The following is a 19220-nucleotide window of genomic DNA, read 5'->3' as shown; positions in this document are numbered from 1 at the left end:
ATAGCGCCTCGCGCTTAAACGGAAGAAGGAGGCAGTATCTGCAAAGGGTTCATGTTCAAGGGAGTTCATTCCAGGTATCACTTCAAAGGCAAGCGATATAAGAAGGGATGGGGAAACGATGGGCAATGGTTGGACTGTGGGGAGAAAGACGGCCTTGGCTGCAATGGCGCTGTTGATTGGGGTGCTGCCAAATGCAGGAATACCGACTGTGACAGCAGCGGCATCTGATGCAAGCTTGTATGGTAATTTCGAGGATTGGGATGGCGGAGTTACGAATCAGGCAGAAGCAGCTAATCGGATGGAACAGATTAAGGCGGTTAATCGGGATGGGAAGCTCTACGTCATGGCTAGCGGGCAGGAGATGGATCGTTCCAAGACGCTGTATTTGAATGCGGATAATGATACATCGACAGGAACAAATATCGCGGGATGGAAGGATTCAGCTGGGATCGACTACAAAATTGAAGGCCGCGATGTGTATGTTTTCGAGAACGGAGATTGGGTACAGCAGGGGCAGGTATCGCTGCAGGACAGTGATACGGCAGCGGAGTACGAGATTGATCTAACTACACTCGCTGAGGCTGACCCTGCTGGCAAGATCAAGGTCGGCCTGTTGTCGGATGGTGCGATGCTCCCGGAGCTTGGCGAACTTATGGTTGCTGTACAGCCATCCTCATCTGGCGGAGCCGTACAGGAAGCACCCCCTGCACCGGCTGATCTGACGATTGATGGCAACGGTGCCGAATGGGCGGATGTGCCGGAGCTGCTGCGCAGCGCGGATGGGAAAACAACTGTGAAATACGCGGTGTCAGGGGATGCTTTACATATGCTGATCGAGGGGCGTATCGATAACGGCGAATTTCCTGATTTGTGGGAGCATCTGCTGATAGACGTCGACCGCAAGCCGGCAACTGGAACGGCCATGTGGGCATGGGCAAGCACGCTTGGCTCGGAATACCTCGTTCAGTCAGGTTTGCTCTATCAGGCGAATGGCAGCGGCGGCTGGCAGGAGGCGGCAACCGATTTAAGTTATGCTCGTTCAGGAGCAGGAGATGCCAAGACGATTGAATGGAGTCTGCCTCTTGCCGATATAAATGCAGGAAGTGCCAAATCGGTTCACATTGCTTTTCTGAGTAATAATTACGCCATGCCGGATCCAGCAGGCGATCCCGCTGAGATTAGTCTTGTTGCGAAACCGCAATTATCCGTAGACGGAGATACGTCGGATTGGGCTGGTATTCAGCCGCTTACGGTAACGGCTGATGGACTGACTACAGTAAAGACTTATGTGGCGGACGGACAGCTGTATGCACTTATTGATGGCCGAATTGATAATGCGGAGTTTCCGAATTTGTGGGAGCATCTGTTCCTCGATACAGACAAGAATCCTTCTACCGGCACCTCCAGCTGGGCATGGGCAGGTAAGCTAGGAGCGGAATATCTGGTGCAGACCGCTATTCTATATGCTTCGAATGGAAGCGGCGGCTGGGATCAGACTGATACCGTATTTCCTTATATCAGCACCGGAACTGGCGATAATAAAGTGATCGAATGGTCGGTGCCGCTGAGTAGGCTTGGCATTGATGATGAGCAGTCTATTCATGCCGGATTCCTGAGTAACAGCTATGCCTCTCCTGACGCGAGCGGCGACCCTGCCGTTATCTCCCTGAGCAGCAGCGATTCTGTTATCACCGTTGACGGAGATGACAGCGATTGGAGTGAGGTGGAAATTGGCGCTTCTGCAAGTGGTGCGCCGTACCTGCTGGATGCTGTTCAGGACGAACAGAAGCTGTACGTCCGGGTGAAGGGGCAGAACCTAGATTTGCGCAGCGTTTATTATTTGAATACAGACGGAGATTCAACTACTGGTGCGTCAGTTGGTCGATGGACAGAAGAAGGCTTTGATTACAAAATCGACCGTGGCAACTTGTATAAATACCAGCAGCAGGATGGAGCTTGGGAAGAGAAGGGGCCAGTCTATTTGGCTGCATCGGACGACTCTCTCGAAATTAATATTTATCTGGATGAGATGGGTCTTGCTGCGCCGGCGCCAATCAGGCTGGGCTTCGTAAACCGTGAGATGCTTCAGCTCCCGCTTGGCGGTACTTCACCGCTGACCGTAGATAAGACGGTTCAAACGCATGCGGCTTCCGGTGTATTTTACCCTCGTCAAAGCTTCGAATTGTTGAACAACCCTTATATGGGTTGGGTAGCTTGGGCGAAGGATTCATCGAAGCCGGATGGAACACCATATCCTCAGCAGCACAGTCTGGTTTATGCAGGTATAACATGGCGCGAGCTGGAGCCGGTGAAGGGTCAGTTTGACTGGGAAGCCATTGAGCAGAAGTATCAATTCGACTATTGGGCTTCGCAGGGCAAAAGGATTAATCTACGAATTGTGATGGATACGCCAACTGCGGATCCAGCGCATAAGGATATACCGGATTGGCTGTATGACGAGCTGGCTGCCGAGGGGGATGCCGGATCCTGGTACGATACGCAAGAGGTAGGCTCGGGCTTTAGTCCAAACTACAATAGCTCGACGCTTCTTGCTGAACATGAGCGGATGATCGCCGAGGTTGCGCAGCGCTACGACACAGACGAGCGGATTGCTTACGTGCAGCTCGGAAGTCTTGGTCACTGGGGAGAATGGCATACCTGGCCTAGCGGCTCGGGCGTATTCCCTAAGCTGAGTATATCGGATCAATATGTTCAGCATTATTTGGATGCTTTCACCCACAAGCAGATTGGCATGAGAAAGCCGTTCCCGATCGCAAGCGAGCAGCAAACGGGGCTATTTAACGATGTATTTGGCATCAAATCCAGCACGGATGAATGGGTTGGCTGGACGCAAAATGGCTGGGCAGGTATTGGCGAGTCCTTGGATAATCCGGCGGATGCAGCGGCCGAGCAAGCTGCGTCTGCCATGCCGGACTTCTGGAAGTATGCGTATTCGGGCGGCGAATTTGCCAACGGCAATCCGGAGAGCTGGCTTACGGATGATGCCATCATGGAGTCGCTGCGCCAGATGAGGGTCAGCCATACGTCATGGCTTGGTCCATCTTCACCTGCACGTACGACGTATGGCACAGAAATTCAATCCAATATCGAGACGATGCACAAAATGATGGGCTACCGCTATGTCGTAGAGGCGATTAAGCATGCGGGATCGGTTACGCGTGGGTCATCTGCCGATGTGGAAACCGTTATAAATAATAAAGGCGTTGCACCGTTCTATCAGGATTGGAAGCTGGAATTCAGTCTTGCTGCTGCGGATGGAACCGTTGTGTACAAACAGCAGCAGGATACGGATTTGCGCACGCTGCTGCCGGGCAGACATGTTCTTAGCGACAAAATTAATGTGCCTAATTCACTAGCTGCAGGCAGCTATAAACTCCTGATTGCCGTAATTGATCCAGCAACGAATGCACCAGGAATGAAGCTGGCGATTGATGGGGAGCGCTCTGATGGCCGGTATGAAGTAGGCAGTTTGAACGTAACCGGTTCTACATCGAGCGGTGGAAACGGCAGTACACCTTCAACACCAACGCCGGTTCCAGAGGATAACAGTGCGCCAAACCACAAGACATATACGGATGTACCAGGCAGCCATTGGGCAGCCAAGGCGATTCAGGAGCTGGCCGCGAAGAAGATTATGAATGGCGTTGACGCAGACCGGTTTGCACCAAACCGCCCTGTCACGCGTGCGGAATTCGCCGCTATATTGGCCAGAATACCGGGAATTGGAGTAAGTGAAGGAAGTGATGTGGTTATTCCGTTTAAGGATATTCCGGCTAATGCCTGGTATACACAGGAGCTGGCCGATGTTTTAGCTGCTGGTTTGATTAATGGCTATGGTGATACCTTCAAGCCGGAAGCAGGGATTACACGCGAGGAGCTTGCTGTCTTGGCTGTTCGAGCAGTAGAGAAGGCAGCGGCAGAAGCGGGCGTTGTATTGAAGCTGACAGGTGAGGATGATGTGGATCCTTATACAGATAAGGAGAGCATCAGCGGCTGGGCTGAGGATGGTGTGCGTGAGGCACGTCAGCTTGGTTTGCTGCTTGGCGACAACGACGGCAGCTTCCGTCCGCAGGACAGTGTATCACGTGCGGAAGCAGCTGTGATGGTGGTTCGATTATTGGGATTATTGCCGAAATAAGGATTGGTGGGAGACTGTCTGGGATGCCAGGCAGTCTCTTTTTTTTGCCTTGAAGTTTAGTGTCAGGAAAATCCAGTGATAAGTTTGAGCTATTTGATTTATTTTTGGCGCAAATATTTTATTAAAAACTTTAAACAAATATGCCTAATTCCCAAAATTTATAGGGCTAAATCCGAATGAAAATCCCTGTAAATCCGCGCTGTATATGATAAAAATAACACATAAATATTTGGCGCAAAATAATAAAATATTTTACCCAAAAATTGTTGACTTGTTGTGAAGGCTGCGTTATTATCAGATCATGTAAAACGATTGCTCCCCATACCGGTAATGAATTGGAGCATATTTGGCGCAAAATTATTGATGGAGAGTGTAGACATGGAGAAACTGAGAATGGCATTTATCGGCGTTGGAGATATGGGCTCGCATCATTGTATCGGCTTTGATCTGCTGCCGGATTGCAAAGTGAACTATATCTGCGATATGAACCAGGCGAACGTTGACCGTACGCTGGCGGAACTGAAGAACAGCAGTCCGGTTATCCTGACTGACTACAAGGAGCTTTTACATAAAGAAGATATTGATGCGGTTGTGATCAGCGTACCGAATTACATGCACCGGGAAGTGGCAGTTGCTTTTCTTGAAGCTGGTAAGCATGTGTTCCTGGAGAAGCCGGTTGCACACACTTTGGAGGATTGTAATGCCATTATTGAAGCAGCCGAAGCGAATAACCGGATCCTGCAGATTGGTCTCGTCTATCGCTACTCCAATGTTTATCGCAGAATGGCAGAGGAGCTGGAACGGGGACGTCTTGGCGACGTGAAGCTGATGTGGTGCAAGGAATTCCGCGATCCGTTCCCGCCAACGGAATGGTTCTATGACAAGAACAAGTCGGGCGGCGCGCTGGTAGAGAAGGATTGCCATCACTTTGATATTTTCAACTGGATGATTGGTTCAAAGCCCCTTCGCGTGTTCGCGACTGGCGGACAGCATGTGATGAAGCAGGGGCAGCCGAATATGATTACAAATTCGTACAGCCATTATCCGGCTAAGCCAATTGAGGATGTCTCGATCGTGGATCATGCTTGGGTAACCATTGAATACGAGAATGGAAGCAAGGCGAATCTGGGATTGTGCATGTACCTGAAGCCCCGTAATTTAATGGGGGACGGCCTTGAGATTGGGCTGATTGGGGAGAACGGCGGCCAGATGGTCGCGAAGAATGATAAGACGATCGATATTGTGGGCGGGCAGAACTTCACCCGTGATCATCTGGATATCGATGTAACCTCCGATTCGATTATGGGAGGACATACCGGCGGTCAGACGCAGCGAATTGAATTTGTTAAGAGTGTTAAAGAAGGCACGCAGCCTTTTGCTTCCGCTTATATAGGTCGAGATGCACTGCTTATTGCATTGGCGGCAGAGAAATCGATTGTTGAAGAACGCTATGTATACGTGAATGAACTAATGAAGTAAGGGGTGCCGGGATGAAAAACAAGCTGAGACAGTATGATACACTCGTTTTCTTCTTATTTATATCCCCTTGGATAATCGGTTTCTCGCTCTTTTTTCTAGTTCCTTTTGGTACTTCTGTGTTTTATGCGTTTACCGATGCCAGGCTGCCGGGAGCGGTGGACTACAACTTCGTTGGGTTGTCCAACTTTGTGGATATGTTCAACAATCCGATCTTCAGCAAAAGCCTTCAAAACACCGGCTATTTCGTTATTGTTGGTGTACCCGTCGTAACGGCCGGGATGCTGCTGATAGCTTTACTTCTTAATATGAACGTCAAAGGCATCGCCCTTTACCGGACCTTCTATTACTTGCCAACCCTTGTGCCGATTGTGGCAACCGTCATTATATGGCGGCTTGTGTTCAACTCGGAATTCGGCATTCTGAATGCAGGCCTTGCGAAGCTTGGAATTGGCAAGACCGATTGGATGGGGAGTGAGGGGTTAATTAAGCCGGTTATCATTTTGCTGCAGGTGTGGATATCGGGGAGTGGGGTACTAATCTTCCTGGCGGCTCTGAAAAATGTGCCAAAACATCTGTATGAAGCGGTGCTCATCGATGGAGCGAGCAAGGTTCAGTCCTTCTTCCGTGTGACGCTGCCGATGATCAGCCCTTCCATCCTATTCGTTGTCATTATTCAAACGATGTATAACTTCCAGATGTTTACCGAAGCGCTGCTGCTGACGAAGGGCGGACCCAATTATGCGGCGTACACCTTTGTCTACAACATCTACAAGTCAGCATTTACGGATTTGAAATTCAGCATGGCGATGACGCAATCGATCTTCCTGTTCGCGTTGATCTCACTTGTCACCTTTGTGCTTATGAAGTTGTCCAAACGGTTTGTCTACTATGAAGGCGAGAAATAAGGGGGGATCACGATGAGTCAGTCTAACCGTATAGTGAAGCAAACTGGCAAATATGTCCTGCTTACAGCCGCCTTGGTGTTGTTCGCTGGACCACTCGTATGGATGCTGTCAACGATGATGAAGACAAAGGCTGAGACGTATAAGGTTCCTCCAACGATTTTGCCGGAGTCGCTTAACTTCGAAGCTTTCCAAAGATTGTTTGATGTACAGCCGCTTATGTGGAGATGGATCCAAAATTCCTTCACTATATCAGCTCTTGTCGTTATTGGTGCGGTACTGTCGAGCTCCATTGTAGCCTACGGCTTCTCGCGCTTTTCGACCAAATACAAAGATCGGCTGTTCCCAATCGTCTTGATGACGTTAATGATTCCGCCGTCTATCCTGATGATCCCGTCCTATGTGTTATTTACGAAGCTGCATTGGGTAGATACCTGGCTGCCGCTTATCGTTCCAGCATGGCTCGGCGGCGCGTACTACATCTTCTTGTTCCGGCAATTTTTCATGACGATCCCGCAGGAGCTGGATGAAGCGACTTACCTTGACGGCGGGAACCGCTGGACGGTGTTTACGAGAGTCATTATGCCGCTGTCCAAACCCATTGTTGTTACAACTGTTATCTTTGCTTTTGTGAACTCATGGCTCGATTTTCTCGGACCATTCCTTTACATCAAGAGCAATGAAATGTTCACCCTCAGCGTTGGTCTGCAGATGCTCATCGGCCAGACGAGCCAGGACTTCCCGGCGCTTGCCGCTGGAGCATTCATCAGCATTGTGCCGATTGGTCTCTTGTTCCTGTTCGCACAACGCTATATCGTGGAAGGGGTGGTGCTCACGGGTTCGAAGGGTTAGGCGGACTGCATGGGTAGACATAAGATGATCAGTGACTGCTGTTTTCAAATTAATCTAAAGGGGAACTGGATATGAAAACGAACAGAAAATGGTTATTGGGTCTTTTTACGCTGGTATTATCAATGGTATTTATCATTTCCGGCTGCGGTAATAACAATAATAGTGGTTCAAGCACAAACGCGAGCGAAACAGCTAACGCAGGGAAGAGTGATAACGGCAGCGCCGAGCAGACAGAGAAGCCTGCTGAACCCGTGACCATTACCTACTCGCAGTGGGGAACAGCGGAAGAGCTGCAACGGACGCAGGAGCTCCTGAATAAATTCATGGAGGCTAATCCGAACATTACCGTGAAGCTGGAAGGCAAAGACTGGGGCAGCTACTGGGATGGCCTGACGGCAAACGCAGCTGGCGGCACACTGCCTGACGTATTCAAAACGAGCTATGCGTTTATTGAGAAATACGCTGAGCTTGGCATCTTCAAGGAACTGGACGGTTTGCTTGCGGACAACGGTTTTGAACTGAGCAATATTGACGAAAGCTTGCTTGGATTACATAAATATGGCGGCAAGCAGGTATCCCTTCCGATTGATGCAAACGTGATTGTCTGGTACTACGATAAAGCGATGTTTGCCGATCCGGCGAAAAATCCAAAAGGTGCTCCGGTTCCGTCCCTTGAGCCAACTTGGGCTGAAATCCTGGACATTGCAACGAAGATGACGTTGGACAAAAATGGCAAGAACCCTGGCGAAGCCGGCTTTGATGCCGACAATGTTGTGCAATGGGGTATGTCCGTATCACCTGGTTCGACGATGGACTGGTTCCTTGAGCCAGAGCTGTGGTCGAACGGTGCGAAACTCGTGAACGATGACGGCTCCCTTGCTCTTAACACTCCTGAAGCCCGTGAAGTACTGGACTTCTTTATCGATGCAACGAAGAAACATATCAATACGACTCCTGCTCAGATCGAAGGTCTTGGCGGTCAAGTAAACTTGGGTATTACTACAGGCAAAGTAGCAATGAACCCAGGCGGTAGCTGGAACACAACCAACTTCCAAGAAGCAAAGGTTGATTACGGTATTACGTACCTGCCGAAATTCAAAGAAAACAAAACGGTTGTACAGCCAGCCGGCATGGCGATCTCGCATAATACGAAGCATGAAGAAGCGGCTTACACACTGCTCGCATGGCTCGCTGGTCCAGAAGGTCAATCGGAGCTTGCGAAGCAAGGTTATTCGATCCCAGCGAATAAAGCGGCGTCCGATGCTTATATCGCAAAGGTAGGCGAAGCGAACAAAATCTTCCTCGATGCGCAGCAGTTCGGTATCATTTCGCCGTTTACCGTGAAGAAAACGGATCTGGTATGGACATACGGCGAGCAATCGCTCAAAAATCCGCTTGCCGGCGACGGTGACGTAGATGCGGCTATCAAAGATCTAGAGTCGAAACTGAAATAAATTAGGTACATGGTACAACAGGGGGAGAGGCGTTTGACCGCTTCTTTCCCTTTTTTGCTTAAGCTAAGAAGCTTGAAACGGCGGTGTTTCTTGACTATTGAAGGATAGCGCTATACAATGGATTTGCCGCAACTTTTCACAAATTTTTGATAGTTGCCGCAATTATATAGAGCATATATTCGATATAGGAATAGAGAGGAACGTATGATGGCCAAGTTGAAGGACATTGCAGAGCAGGTTGGGGTATCGATCTCGACGGTATCGCGAGTAATGAAGAATGATTCGACCCGTTCCGTGAGCGAAGAGACCCGCAGGAGAATTTGGGAAGCTGCGGAGAAGCTCGGCTACAAGGCGAACCGTTCCGAGAAAAGCAGTAAATCCGATGCCAAGCTGATGGTTCATATCGGCTGTGTCGTTGCCATTCCTCAGAATAAATATAATAATCCTTATTTCTCGGTTATTCTGGAAGGTATTGAGAAAGCATTGACGGAATCCGGCCTCCGGCTGGAGTTTGTATACAGCATTGAGAATCAAGCAGATATTCAGCAGCTGCAAGCGCTGGTGAAAGAGCATCGGATTGACGGCATGATCATTGTCGAGCGAATTGATGCGGATGCTTACCAGTGGATCAAGCAAAATGTAAGAGCTATTGTTGGTGTAGATTTGGCGGATCGGAGTATTCCGGTCGTCTGCTATGACCGGGAAGCTGCGGCAAAGGACGCCGTTCAGCATCTAATCAAGCAAGGCCATAAGCAGATTGGCTATATCGGCGGTCCGGAGCTAAATGATCCTTTCCGTATGGAGAAGAGGTTCCTTGGCTACCAGAGTGCAATGCATGAAGCGGGTCTTGAGCTGAATGACAACTGGATTATTGATGTGAAGTGGGATGTATCGCTCAGCTACGAGCTGACCAAGCAGGCATTCGAGAAAAAAGGGTATTCGCCAACTGCGATATTTGCAGCAAGTGATATGATGGCGATCGCTGCCATGCGTGCAGCCTCGGAGCGGGGTCTTCGTATTCCAGAGGATATTGCTGTCGTTGGTATTGATAATATCGAGATCTCCGAATTCACATCACCGCCGCTGACAACGGTTCATGTTCCGAAGATCGAGATGGGGATGTACGCTGTGAAGCTGCTGCTCGACTACTTGGATGGTCAATACTCGCTGCCGGTGCGCATGACGATTCCATACCGGATGATCTGCCGCCGCTCTTCGGAGTCGCAGCAGGCCGCGATTAACTTGAAATAAACCAATAAGAGCTGTCTCAACAGTCATTAGTTATGACTGTTGAGACAGCTCTTTTTTATTTTAGGTTATAGCCCCAACACTCCCCACCGCAGACTGTATATTATCCAACGTAATGGTGCGCCTGGGCTGAGTAGCTAGAGCTGCATTGGAATTCATCCAGCAGAATCAGCTCATTTGGACTGTAAGAAGCTCATTGTGGCGAAAGTTACTGGATAGAATCCAACATCATGCTCAATAGCCGGCAATGGAGCTGAGTTACGTTGGATGAACTCCAACGTTGTGGGAGTAACTGATGCTCAGGTGATGCATTAAGAGTAGGTACTCCTCTCACTCCCACCGCAGACTGTATATTATCCAACGGAATGGTGCGTCCGGGCCGAGTAGCTTGAGTTGCATTGGAATTTATCCAGCAGAATTCGCTCATTTGTCTGAAAGAAGCTCGTTGTGGCGAAAGTTACTGGATAGAATCCAATCTAATGCGCAACAGCCGGCAATGAGCTGAGTTACGTTGGGTGAACTCCAACGTAGGGAGTAGCTGATGCTGAGGTAGAATTAAGAGTAGGTACCCCGCACTCCCACCGCAGACTGTATATTATCCAACATAATGGTGCGTCCGGGCCGAGTAGCTTTGGCTGCATTGGAATTCCTCCAGCAGAATTAGCTCATTTGGACTGAAAGAAGCCCATTGTGGCTAAAGTTACTGGATAGAATCCAACATTATGCGCAATAGCCGGCGATGGAGCCGATTTCCGTTGGATGAACTCCAACGTAGTCGCCTCGCGTAGGGAGGGGGTGTTGTGCGGCATCCCTATATCTTCACTCGCGCCTTGGCTGATCGCGCGTAATCCGATGGCGGCATCCCGGTTGCTTTCTTAAAGTCACGCGAGAAGTAATGAATGCTGCTGTAGCCGAGCCTTACCGCGATCTCTGTCATGTTGTACTGCTGCTCGCGGATCAACGTCTTAGCTTCTTCGATCTTTAACTGCTTGAAATATTCCATCGGACCAACACTGGCCTGTGCATGGAAAATCTCCTTCAGCCGGCTTTTCCCCAGATGCAGCTCCTGGCAGAGCCTGTCCAACGTGAGCTGCTCCGACAAGTTCTCGCGCATAAACGAAATAATCCGCTCAGCCATCTGCTGCTCCGCCTTCTCGGTTTGGAAGGAGGCGGGTTTGCGTACGGTTTGTCTGTCGCGGTCAGCATCGTCCTGCAAACGGATCAATTGAATCAGCAGCGTCTCCAGGTAATTGCGCATCGCCTGCTCACTGGCAAAGGGGGCATCTTCACGGCTGATAAGCTCGTGGATATGAGAATTATCATAGGGCGGCTCGAAGGAGTGGAAGCCCTCCTGCAGCAATAGCGACAGTAAATTCCGTTCTCTTGTACCAAGCTGCATAGTTAAGTTCTCGAACCTCGCCATACAAGGAGCAGTACATTCGAAGGAAAGAACAAACAGATTAGGCGGCTTGTGCTGCTGACTGACGTTTATGGTGTGGAATTCCCCCGGTTTATGGAAAATGATCATGCCTTGCTCAAGCTGATGAGTCCGATCATCTGCCTTAATCTCGACAGAACCTTTGTCCACGTACAGCAGCTCCCAGAAGTCATGCTGTTCCCCTTCAAACATATAGCCTTTAGCGAATTCAAAGTAATGGAACGAAATCAACTTACGCACCGCAAGTATTTCCTCAAGCGTATGGCGAGTGAATTCCATCTGCCGATCTCTCCCTTTTTTCTTGCTCTTTGCACTTATTATAAAGCCTTTTTGAGCTGTGCAAAAGATACGGCTGATTTGCTAAAGGCGCGCTCAAGGACGGCCTATATAATTAGCTTTATAAAGAGCATTATGCTAATGCTCACGAAGCGGAATTGCTTCAAAATTTTTTTAGGAGGCTGCCTAACATGAAAAAAGGGATTAATATCTGGTCTTTTCCGTCAGGCATGAGTATAGAGGAAAGTGTTGTTTTGGCTAAGGATGCCGGCTTTGATGGCATCGAGCTGTCACTGAACGAGACTGGTGAGCTAAGCCTGGAGAGCACACTGGATGAGATTCGCTCCATCCGTCGTTTTGCAGATGATACTGGTATTGAGCTGTCGAGCTTAGCCAGCGGATTGTATTGGGATTATCCGCCGACCAGCGAGAACGAGCAGGTGGCGAGCAAAGCTTTTGATATCGCGAAAAAGCAATTGGAATCAGCTGCAGCACTTGGCGTAGATACGATTCTGATCGTACCGGGCGCTGTTGGCGTTGATTTTATTCCGAACGCTCCGGTGGTGCCTTACGACCGGGCTTATGATAACGCATTAGCGTTCTTCTCGAAGCTCGCGAAGGAAGCAGAAGCGCTGAAGGTATCGGTTGGTATCGAGAACGTATGGAATAAGTTCCTGCTGTCGCCGCTTGAGATGAGAGGCTTCATTGACGCAGTAGGTTCTGATTATGTTGGTTCTTACTTCGATGTGGGCAATGTTGTCTATTCCGGCTATCCCGAGCATTGGATCTCGATTCTGAACAAGCGCATTAAGAAGGTTCACTTCAAGGATTATCGTCGTCAAGCGGGTGGACTGCATGGCTTTGTGGATCTGCTGGCGGGCGATGTTGATTATCCGGTAGTGATCGAGGCGCTGAGTGCGATCGGTTATAACGACTATGTAACGGCTGAGATGATCCCGCCATATACGCATCATACGAAACAAATCGTGTACAACACTTCTGCTGCAATGGATGCCATCTTAGGGAGGACGGAGCGCTAATGCTGAATATCGGACTAATTGGACTTGGGTTTATGGGGAAAACACATCTCGAGAATTATCTTCGTTTGGAGAGAGAAGGCGCACCGATTCGTGTCGTTGCCCTATGTGATGTGGATGAAGCAAAGCTGAACGGCGGCGGTAGTGGCGGTAATATCGATACATCATCGGATAACGAGATTGATTACAACCGGTTTAACAAATATACGTCGGTGCAGGCGATGCTGGAGAGTGAGCAGCTGGATGCGGTTGATATTACGCTGCCAACGTTCCTTCACCGTGATGTCACTATCCAATGTCTGAACAGCGGTGTTCATGTACTTTGCGAAAAGCCTATGGCGATGAACGCGGACGAGTGCGACATCATGATCGAAGCAGCAGAGGCAAGCGGCAAGCAGCTGATGATCGGGCAATGTCTGCGCTTCTGGCCGGCTTATGTCTATTTGCAGGAGCTTGTTAGCGGCGGCAAATTTGGCAACGTGACAAGTGCTTATTTCTACCGCGGCGGCGGTACACCTTCATGGGGACCTTGGGTACTGCAAAATGAGAAGGGCGGCGGGGCACTGCTCGATATGCATGTGCATGACACCGATGTCGTCAATTGGCTGTTCGGTAAACCCGAAGCTGTATCCTGTTATGGCCGGAATGTGATTCCGGGCAGCGGCTACGATATTGTCTCGACCCATTACCGCTATGAAGACAACAAAATTGTCTCAGCTCAAGTAGATTGGACGCTGAATGGCGATTTTGGTTTTGAGATGGGGTATAAAGTTAACTTCGAGCACGGCAACGTGCAGTTTGACGGTGCTTCCGTGAAAGTGAATCCGAATGACGGCACAGGCTTCACAGCAGATCTGTCTGCAGATCAAGGCTATTATTATCAGCAGAAATATTTCGTAGAGTCGCTTGCTCAAGGCTTGCCTCTAGATACCGCGACACCAGCCAGCACCAAGGCCAGCATCGAGATTGTAACAGCGGAGCGGGAATCGGCAGATCAACGCGGCACATGGATTGCTGTTCCTTAAGGTGATGAACAAATCCTATGAGATCGCTTATGATGAAGCGGCGTCAGACTTTGATAACGCACATTGGCAGCAGTTGACTCCTGTGTCTGTGGCTCATCAGCAATGGTTGATCCTAGATCATCCGCCGGAGACGGAGGTTCGTACGGTATATGATGCCAATGCATTGCACCTGCAGTTCCGAGTATTCGAGATAGCACCGCTCATTCGGCACAGATATAACGGTGCACCCGTCTATGAGGACAGCTGCGTAGAGTTTTTCCTCCAACCGCTTCCTCTGCAAGACGAGCGTTATTTTAATTTTGAGCTGAATGCCGCCGGGGTGCTGTTGCTCGAAATCGGCGAGCGGGGGAAGGTGCGAAAGCGGATTACAGCCGAAGATTACGGACAATTCGGTATTCGTTCCGAGGTTGGACTATGGGATCCGGTAAGCAGCAGGATGTATTGGGAGCTTCATCTAAGTGTTCCCTTTGCCTTTGTGCAGGACTGGTTCCCCAGCTTCCGCGCTATCCCTGGCGTGGTGATGAAGGGGAATTTCTACAAGTGCGGCGACCTGACGCCTGAGCCTCATTATGTGAGCTGGTCACCTGTAAAGTCCGCCACACCAGATTTTCATCGCAGCTCCAGCTTTGGCATGCTGATGTTGGGGAGCCGCAACTAATGTATTAGAAAAAACCGCTTTCCTAACGAGGAGAGCGGTTTTTTGTGTTTGATACATGATTGAGCCTGATAGCTCGAGTCCAATATGTAATAAAACATAACACCAAAATTCTGTTTTGTAATAATCCATATTATAAAAGCTCTATTATTTGTGAATTTTACAAAGAAAATCAGTAATTTATGTGATATAGTATGACGTATAAGAAACGATGTCATTAAATCTAACAAAAGAAGCTAAAAGAAAGGGGACACTCTAACATGCAGATTACAGCAAATCCATATAATTGGCCGTACGACGGCGGGATTGATCCTAAGAGAACAGCGCTCCTCATTATTGATATGCAAATCGACTTTTGCGGCAAAGGCGGTTATGTGGAGCAGATGGGGTACGATTTGTCGTTAACGGCTAAGCCTATTGAACCTATCAAAACGCTGTTGAACCGGGTTCGCAAAATTGAAGGCATGACGGTTATTCATACGAGAGAGGGCCACAAACCCGATTTGTCCGACCTTCCCGCAAATAAACGTTGGAGAAGCAAACAAATCGGTGCAGAAATAGGCTCACTTGGTCCTGCTGGACGGATATTGGTGCGAGGGGAGCCAGGATGGGAAATCATCGAAGATCTTACCCCGATCGAAGGGGAGTACATTATCGACAAGCCGGGCAAGGGAAGCTTTTATGCAACAGACTTGGAGCTCGTACTGAAGAACAGAGGCATTACTCATCTAATACTAACGGGTATCACGACTGATGTTTGCGTCCATACGACGATGCGGGAAGCAAATGATAGAGGCTACGAATGTTTAATCCTTGAGGATTGCACGGGCGCGACGGATCAGGCCAATCATCAAGCGGCGCTTCATATGGTCACGATGCAAGGCGGGGTATTCGGCAGCGTCAGCAGCTCAGAGAATGTGCTAATGGCTCTGGAAAACTACTAGCGCAAAATCTTAATCAACATCCAGCTATTATTTATTCATAAATAGAGACATATCGGAGGGAAATATGATGTGGAGTAAAAAGTCATTGTTTATCGTTCTAGCGGCTCTGATGTTTGTTGTGACGGCTTGTGGTTCCAATCCCAAAACCAGCACCAACTCAAATACGGTCTCTTCTAACTCGGCAGCAGGAGACACAAAGAAACTGAAAAAAGTCGTGCTGCGGCTGAAATGGATTCATCAAGCGCAATTTGCTGGCTATTACGCAGCGGTAGAGAAAGGCTTTTATAAGGAAGCAGGCTTGGATGTCGAAATTAGGCCGGGTGGAGCGGATTTCCCTTCTGTTCAGATGGTCGCTTCGGGAAGTGAGCAGTTCGGCGTAACTGGCGCGGATCAAATTCTGATGGCTCGGGAGAAAGGCGTACCGGTTAAAGCAGTGTCGGCGGTATACCGCAAAACGCCATTTGTATTATTTAGCCTCAAGGACTCAGGCATTACGAAAATGGAAGACCTTGCCGGCCAAAAGGTAGGCGTGAAGCTTGGCGGCAATGAAGAGCTGACCTTCCGAGCGATGGTCAAAAGTGCAGGCATAAATGCCAAATCGATTGATGAAATGCCTGTGAAATATGATATGAGCCCGCTGCTCAGCGGCCAAGTCAAAGCATGGCCAGGTTATGTTATCAATGAGGTGCTGGCCGTTCAAGAGCAAGGCCATGAGGTGAACATTATTCAGCCTGGCGACTATGACATTAATTTTTATGCAGATACGTTATTTACGACGGAGTCATTGATTAAGAAGGATCCTGAAATGGTGAAAAGCTTCGTTGAAGCTTCAATGAAGGGTTGGGAATATGCGATCGCTAACCCGGAGGAAGCAGCCGGGTTTGGTCTGAAGTACGGCGATAAGCTGGACCTCGACCATGAGGTAGCTATGATGAAAGCAAGTATTTCGCTGCTGGAGCCGGATAAACTGCCGCTTGGCAAGATGGATGCCGAGGCTTGGGATGTTTTGCAAAAAAGCTTAATTGATTTGAAGTTTCTGAAGAAAGAGCAAGATCTGGATAAAGTGTTTACGAATGACTATATCGAATAGGGAGTGATTGATGTGCAAGCGACGGTTAGTGAATTGAGGAATGGAATGGCAAAGCAAGATCATACATCGGTTTCTTCGATGAACGAAATCGCGGTTACATTAAAAAATTGCTCCCTTTCGTTCGGAGATGTTCCCGTACTGAACAATGTTTCCTTGGACATCTATAACAATGAGTTTGTTTCCATCCTCGGTCCAAGCGGCTGCGGGAAGTCCACACTGCTGCGCTTGATGCTTAATCTCCTTCAGCCCAATGCTGGAGGGGAGGTTAAGCTGGCATCAAAGGATCTGTCGATTGGGATGGTGTTTCAAAAGCCGGTTTTGATGCCTTGGCTTACGGCCATTCAGAATATTGCGCTGCCGCTGACGATCGGAGAGAAGCGCTTCTCGAAGAGTGAAGCCCGGGACAAAGCGGAGGGGGCGCTGCAGCTGGTTGGACTGCAGGACTTTAAGAGTCATTTTCCCCATCAATTAAGCGGCGGCATGCAGCAGCGTATCGCCATCGCGCGGGCGCTTGCCGCTGATCCGGCAGTGCTCTTGATGGATGAGCCATTTGGTGCATTAGATGAATTTACGAGAGAGAAGTTGAATTTCGAGCTGCTGCGGCTGTGGGAAAGCCCGGATACAAGCTTAAGCACGGTCGTGATGGTCACCCATTCGATTCAAGAATCGGTCATTATGTCGAACAGAATCGTTATGATGTCGCCAAGGCCAGCAGGCGTGGATGCGATTATTCCCGTTCCGCTTCCTGCTCACCGTGAAGTAGGGATGGAGGAACTACCAGAGTACCATCATACCGTTAATGAATTAAGAAAGAGGGTCAAGCACTTATGATTAATAAAATAAAAAGCAGCATGTACCCTATCAGCTTTGCGCTTGGCTTTATTATTTTGTGGGAGTTGGCCGTTCGTTTGTTCAATGTCCCTGTTTATTTGCTGCCTGCTCCATCGGCTGTCCTTGCGGTTATTGACGGATCACTGTCGTCCCATATGCTCGTCACATTAATGGAGGCATTAGTAGGTTTTGTTCTCGCTAATATTTTGGGGATGGTAACGGCCGTTATTTTCGTTCACTCCAAGTCCATTGAGAAGGGAGTTTTCCCGCTCGCCATTGCGCTCAAGACGACTCCACTCGTCGCGCTGGCTCCGCTGTTGGTCGTTTGGATGGGCACCGGCTATTCCTCGAAGGTTGTTGCATCAATGCTCATTTGCTTTTTCCCGATTCTCGTCAACAGCGTTAAAGGATTGAAAGCAATAGAGCATGAAGCTTGGGAGCTGTTCTCGACTTATAAAGGCACAAAAGCAGAAATTTTCTGGAAGCTGCGCCTGCCGACGAGCTTGCCTTACGTGTTTTCGGCTTTGAAAATATCCTCGTCACTCGCCATTGTCGGAGCTATTGTGGGGGAATTTGTTGGAGCAAACAAAGGGCTTGGTTATGTCGTACTCGTGTCCTCCTATCATATGGATACACCAATTATGTTCTCAGCGATAATTGCTTCGGCAGTATGCGGGCTGCTGCTTTTCTGGGGCATTAGCTTGCTGGAGAAGAAAGTCGTATTTTGGCAAAGGGCGGATGATCTATGATGAAATGTTCAGTTATTAAAGTACCGGCTCGTTCTCCGAATGATACGGCTGCGCTGCAGCGCTATATTGATGAGTCGCTAATTAATCCAAAGGATGTTGTAGCCGTACTGGGCAAAACAGAGGGAAACGGCTGCGTTAATGATTTTACCCGGGGCTTTGCAGTTCTGGCTCTGAAAAATTTGTTCGCTTCTTATAAAGAAGCAACTGCTGAGCCGGTCTCGTACATTATGTCCGGAGGGACAGAGGGGATATTAAGCCCTCATTTCTCGGTGATTTCACGGAGTGAATCCGTTAACGATGCAATCAAGCAGGAGCAGCTTTCATTAGCGATTGGCGTAGCAAAAACACCTGATTTCAAGCCCGAGGAGCTTGGGCGTCTCGCTCAAGTTGATCAAGTGGCGGAGGCTGTTCGCAGGGCAATGGACGGGGCTGGCATCCATGATGCTGCCGATGTTCATTTTGTTCAAATTAAATGTCCGCTGCTGACAGCGGAGCAAGTGCAGGAAGCGAATCTGAGAGGCGCCTCCACTGTAACGGAGGATACTTACAAGTCAATGGGCTATTCTCGTGGAGCATCGGCGCTTGGTGCAGCCGTAGCGCTTGGAGAGATTGAGCGGGAGCGATTGCAGGATACGGATATTTGCCATTCGTGGGAGCTTTACAGCCATGTGGCATCTACGTCGGCTGGCAGCGAACTCGCCTATTGCGAGGTTATCGTATTCGGCAACTCCGCTTATGCGGAAGGGCCATATTTTATCGATCACGATGTTATGAAGGATGCCATTGACGCGGGGGCGTTGAAGCGGATTTTGGAAAAATACCCGGACGCCGAAATGGTGCAGGTGCTTGCTAAGGCTGAGGCTGATCCGACTGGATATATAAGAGGCCAGCGGCATACGATGCTCGATGACTCGGACATTAATCATACCCGTCATGCCCGTGCTGTCGTCGGAGGCGTCCTTGCTTCCGTATGCGGCGATCCAATGATCTACGTATCTGGTGGAGCGGAGCATCAAGGTCCGGCGGGCGGCGGTCCGGTAGCGGTTGTTTTTCGGCGTAACTAACAAATAGCGAATGATAG

The 19220-nt window shown here is 49.2% G+C and carries 15 protein-coding genes; 14 read left to right on the top strand and 1 reads right to left on the bottom strand.

Annotated features, from left to right (window positions below):
• The first annotated feature begins 118 nt into the window (after positions 1–118).
• From AB4Y93_RS12865 to AB4Y93_RS12840, 6 genes are all read left to right on the top strand, one after another.
• Positions 119–4159: an S-layer homology domain-containing protein gene (locus AB4Y93_RS12865; RefSeq protein ID WP_441892479.1), complete on the top strand. Its 4041-nt coding sequence runs from the start codon at positions 119–121 to the stop codon at positions 4157–4159.
• A 378-nt stretch (positions 4160–4537) separates the two neighbouring features.
• Positions 4538–5638 (top strand): Gfo/Idh/MocA family protein, encoded by a 1101-nt coding sequence (locus AB4Y93_RS12860; RefSeq protein ID WP_441892477.1) that lies wholly within the window; start codon positions 4538–4540, stop codon positions 5636–5638.
• A gap of 11 nt (positions 5639–5649) precedes the next feature.
• A complete protein-coding gene (locus AB4Y93_RS12855) occupies positions 5650–6543 on the top strand; it encodes a carbohydrate ABC transporter permease (protein WP_441892475.1) in 894 nt (297 codons plus the stop codon).
• 12 nt (positions 6544–6555) lie between these two features.
• Positions 6556–7392, top strand: coding sequence for a carbohydrate ABC transporter permease (locus AB4Y93_RS12850; RefSeq protein WP_441892473.1), 837 nt, complete (start codon positions 6556–6558; stop codon positions 7390–7392).
• A gap of 71 nt (positions 7393–7463) precedes the next feature.
• Positions 7464–8846: an ABC transporter substrate-binding protein gene (locus AB4Y93_RS12845; RefSeq protein ID WP_441892471.1), complete on the top strand. Its 1383-nt coding sequence runs from the start codon at positions 7464–7466 to the stop codon at positions 8844–8846.
• A gap of 204 nt (positions 8847–9050) precedes the next feature.
• Entirely contained in the window at positions 9051–10097 is a 1047-nt protein-coding gene (locus AB4Y93_RS12840; RefSeq protein WP_441892469.1) for a LacI family DNA-binding transcriptional regulator, read from the top strand.
• An 808-nt stretch (positions 10098–10905) separates the two neighbouring features.
• On the opposite strand, the gene AB4Y93_RS12835 is transcribed toward AB4Y93_RS12840, so the two are convergent.
• Entirely contained in the window at positions 10906–11811 is a 906-nt protein-coding gene (locus AB4Y93_RS12835) for an AraC family transcriptional regulator (protein ID WP_441892467.1), read from the bottom strand.
• A gap of 188 nt (positions 11812–11999) precedes the next feature.
• On the opposite strand from AB4Y93_RS12835, the gene AB4Y93_RS12830 reads away from it, so the two are divergent.
• The 8 genes from AB4Y93_RS12830 to AB4Y93_RS12795 all read left to right on the top strand — a co-directional run bounded on the left by AB4Y93_RS12830 (position 12000) and on the right by AB4Y93_RS12795 (position 19203).
• Positions 12000–12848 (top strand): sugar phosphate isomerase/epimerase family protein, encoded by an 849-nt coding sequence (locus AB4Y93_RS12830; RefSeq protein WP_441892465.1) that lies wholly within the window; start codon positions 12000–12002, stop codon positions 12846–12848.
• Positions 12848–13870: a Gfo/Idh/MocA family protein gene (locus AB4Y93_RS12825; RefSeq protein WP_441892463.1), complete on the top strand. Its 1023-nt coding sequence runs from the start codon at positions 12848–12850 to the stop codon at positions 13868–13870. Before AB4Y93_RS12830 ends, AB4Y93_RS12825 begins: the two co-directional genes overlap by 1 nt.
• 4 nt (positions 13871–13874) lie before the next feature.
• The gene (locus tag AB4Y93_RS12820) at positions 13875–14528 is read left to right on the top strand and encodes a carbohydrate-binding family 9-like protein (RefSeq protein ID WP_441892565.1); all 654 of its coding nucleotides are present in this window, start codon (positions 13875–13877) and stop codon (positions 14526–14528) included.
• A gap of 257 nt (positions 14529–14785) precedes the next feature.
• Positions 14786–15469 (top strand): biuret amidohydrolase, encoded by a 684-nt coding sequence (biuH, locus tag AB4Y93_RS12815; RefSeq protein WP_441892461.1) that lies wholly within the window; start codon positions 14786–14788, stop codon positions 15467–15469.
• Positions 15470–15533: 64 nt separating this feature from the next.
• Complete coding sequence (locus AB4Y93_RS12810; RefSeq protein ID WP_441892459.1) at positions 15534–16559, top strand: ABC transporter substrate-binding protein; 1026 nt, start codon at positions 15534–15536, stop codon at positions 16557–16559.
• 45 nt (positions 16560–16604) lie between these two features.
• Entirely contained in the window at positions 16605–17390 is a 786-nt protein-coding gene (locus AB4Y93_RS12805) for an ABC transporter ATP-binding protein (protein ID WP_441892457.1), read from the top strand.
• Positions 17387–18139, top strand: a complete 753-nt coding sequence (locus AB4Y93_RS12800) for an ABC transporter permease (RefSeq protein WP_441892455.1) — start codon at positions 17387–17389, stop codon at positions 18137–18139. The genes AB4Y93_RS12805 and AB4Y93_RS12800 overlap by 4 nt, the downstream gene beginning before the upstream one ends.
• Positions 18136–19203, top strand: coding sequence for a ring-opening amidohydrolase (locus tag AB4Y93_RS12795; RefSeq protein WP_441892453.1), 1068 nt, complete (start codon positions 18136–18138; stop codon positions 19201–19203). Before AB4Y93_RS12800 ends, AB4Y93_RS12795 begins: the two co-directional genes overlap by 4 nt.
• Positions 19204–19220 lie beyond the last annotated feature (17 nt).

It is taken from the genome of Paenibacillus sp. YAF4_2 (genome assembly GCF_052113225.1).
Taxonomy (GTDB): Bacteria; Bacillota; Bacilli; order Paenibacillales; family Paenibacillaceae; genus Pristimantibacillus.
The sequence above is the reverse complement of the archived record's forward strand: the minus strand, read 5'-3'. Positions and strand labels throughout refer to the sequence as shown.

What these genes read in the sequence shown, in the direction of transcription:
- AB4Y93_RS12860 (WP_441892477.1), top strand. Translation starts at nt 4,538, where the DNA reads ATGGAGAAACTGAGAATGGCATTTATCGGCGTTGGAGATATGGGCTCG.
- AB4Y93_RS12840 (WP_441892469.1), top strand. Translation starts at nt 9,051, where the DNA reads ATGATGGCCAAGTTGAAGGACATTGCAGAGCAGGTTGGGGTATCGATC.
- AB4Y93_RS12850 (WP_441892473.1), top strand. Translation starts at nt 6,556, where the DNA reads ATGAGTCAGTCTAACCGTATAGTGAAGCAAACTGGCAAATATGTCCTG.
- AB4Y93_RS12855 (WP_441892475.1), top strand. Translation starts at nt 5,650, where the DNA reads ATGAAAAACAAGCTGAGACAGTATGATACACTCGTTTTCTTCTTATTT.
- AB4Y93_RS12810 (WP_441892459.1), top strand. Translation starts at nt 15,534, where the DNA reads ATGATGTGGAGTAAAAAGTCATTGTTTATCGTTCTAGCGGCTCTGATG.
- AB4Y93_RS12845 (WP_441892471.1), top strand. Translation starts at nt 7,464, where the DNA reads ATGAAAACGAACAGAAAATGGTTATTGGGTCTTTTTACGCTGGTATTA.
- AB4Y93_RS12795 (WP_441892453.1), top strand. Translation starts at nt 18,136, where the DNA reads ATGATGAAATGTTCAGTTATTAAAGTACCGGCTCGTTCTCCGAATGAT.
- AB4Y93_RS12865 (WP_441892479.1), top strand. Translation starts at nt 119, where the DNA reads ATGGGCAATGGTTGGACTGTGGGGAGAAAGACGGCCTTGGCTGCAATG.
- AB4Y93_RS12825 (WP_441892463.1), top strand. Translation starts at nt 12,848, where the DNA reads ATGCTGAATATCGGACTAATTGGACTTGGGTTTATGGGGAAAACACAT.
- AB4Y93_RS12820 (WP_441892565.1), top strand. Translation starts at nt 13,875, where the DNA reads ATGAACAAATCCTATGAGATCGCTTATGATGAAGCGGCGTCAGACTTT.
- AB4Y93_RS12800 (WP_441892455.1), top strand. Translation starts at nt 17,387, where the DNA reads ATGATTAATAAAATAAAAAGCAGCATGTACCCTATCAGCTTTGCGCTT.
- AB4Y93_RS12830 (WP_441892465.1), top strand. Translation starts at nt 12,000, where the DNA reads ATGAAAAAAGGGATTAATATCTGGTCTTTTCCGTCAGGCATGAGTATA.
- AB4Y93_RS12835 (WP_441892467.1), bottom strand. Translation starts at nt 11,811, where the DNA reads ATGGAATTCACTCGCCATACGCTTGAGGAAATACTTGCGGTGCGTAAG.
- AB4Y93_RS12805 (WP_441892457.1), top strand. Translation starts at nt 16,605, where the DNA reads ATGGCAAAGCAAGATCATACATCGGTTTCTTCGATGAACGAAATCGCG.
- biuH (WP_441892461.1), top strand. Translation starts at nt 14,786, where the DNA reads ATGCAGATTACAGCAAATCCATATAATTGGCCGTACGACGGCGGGATT.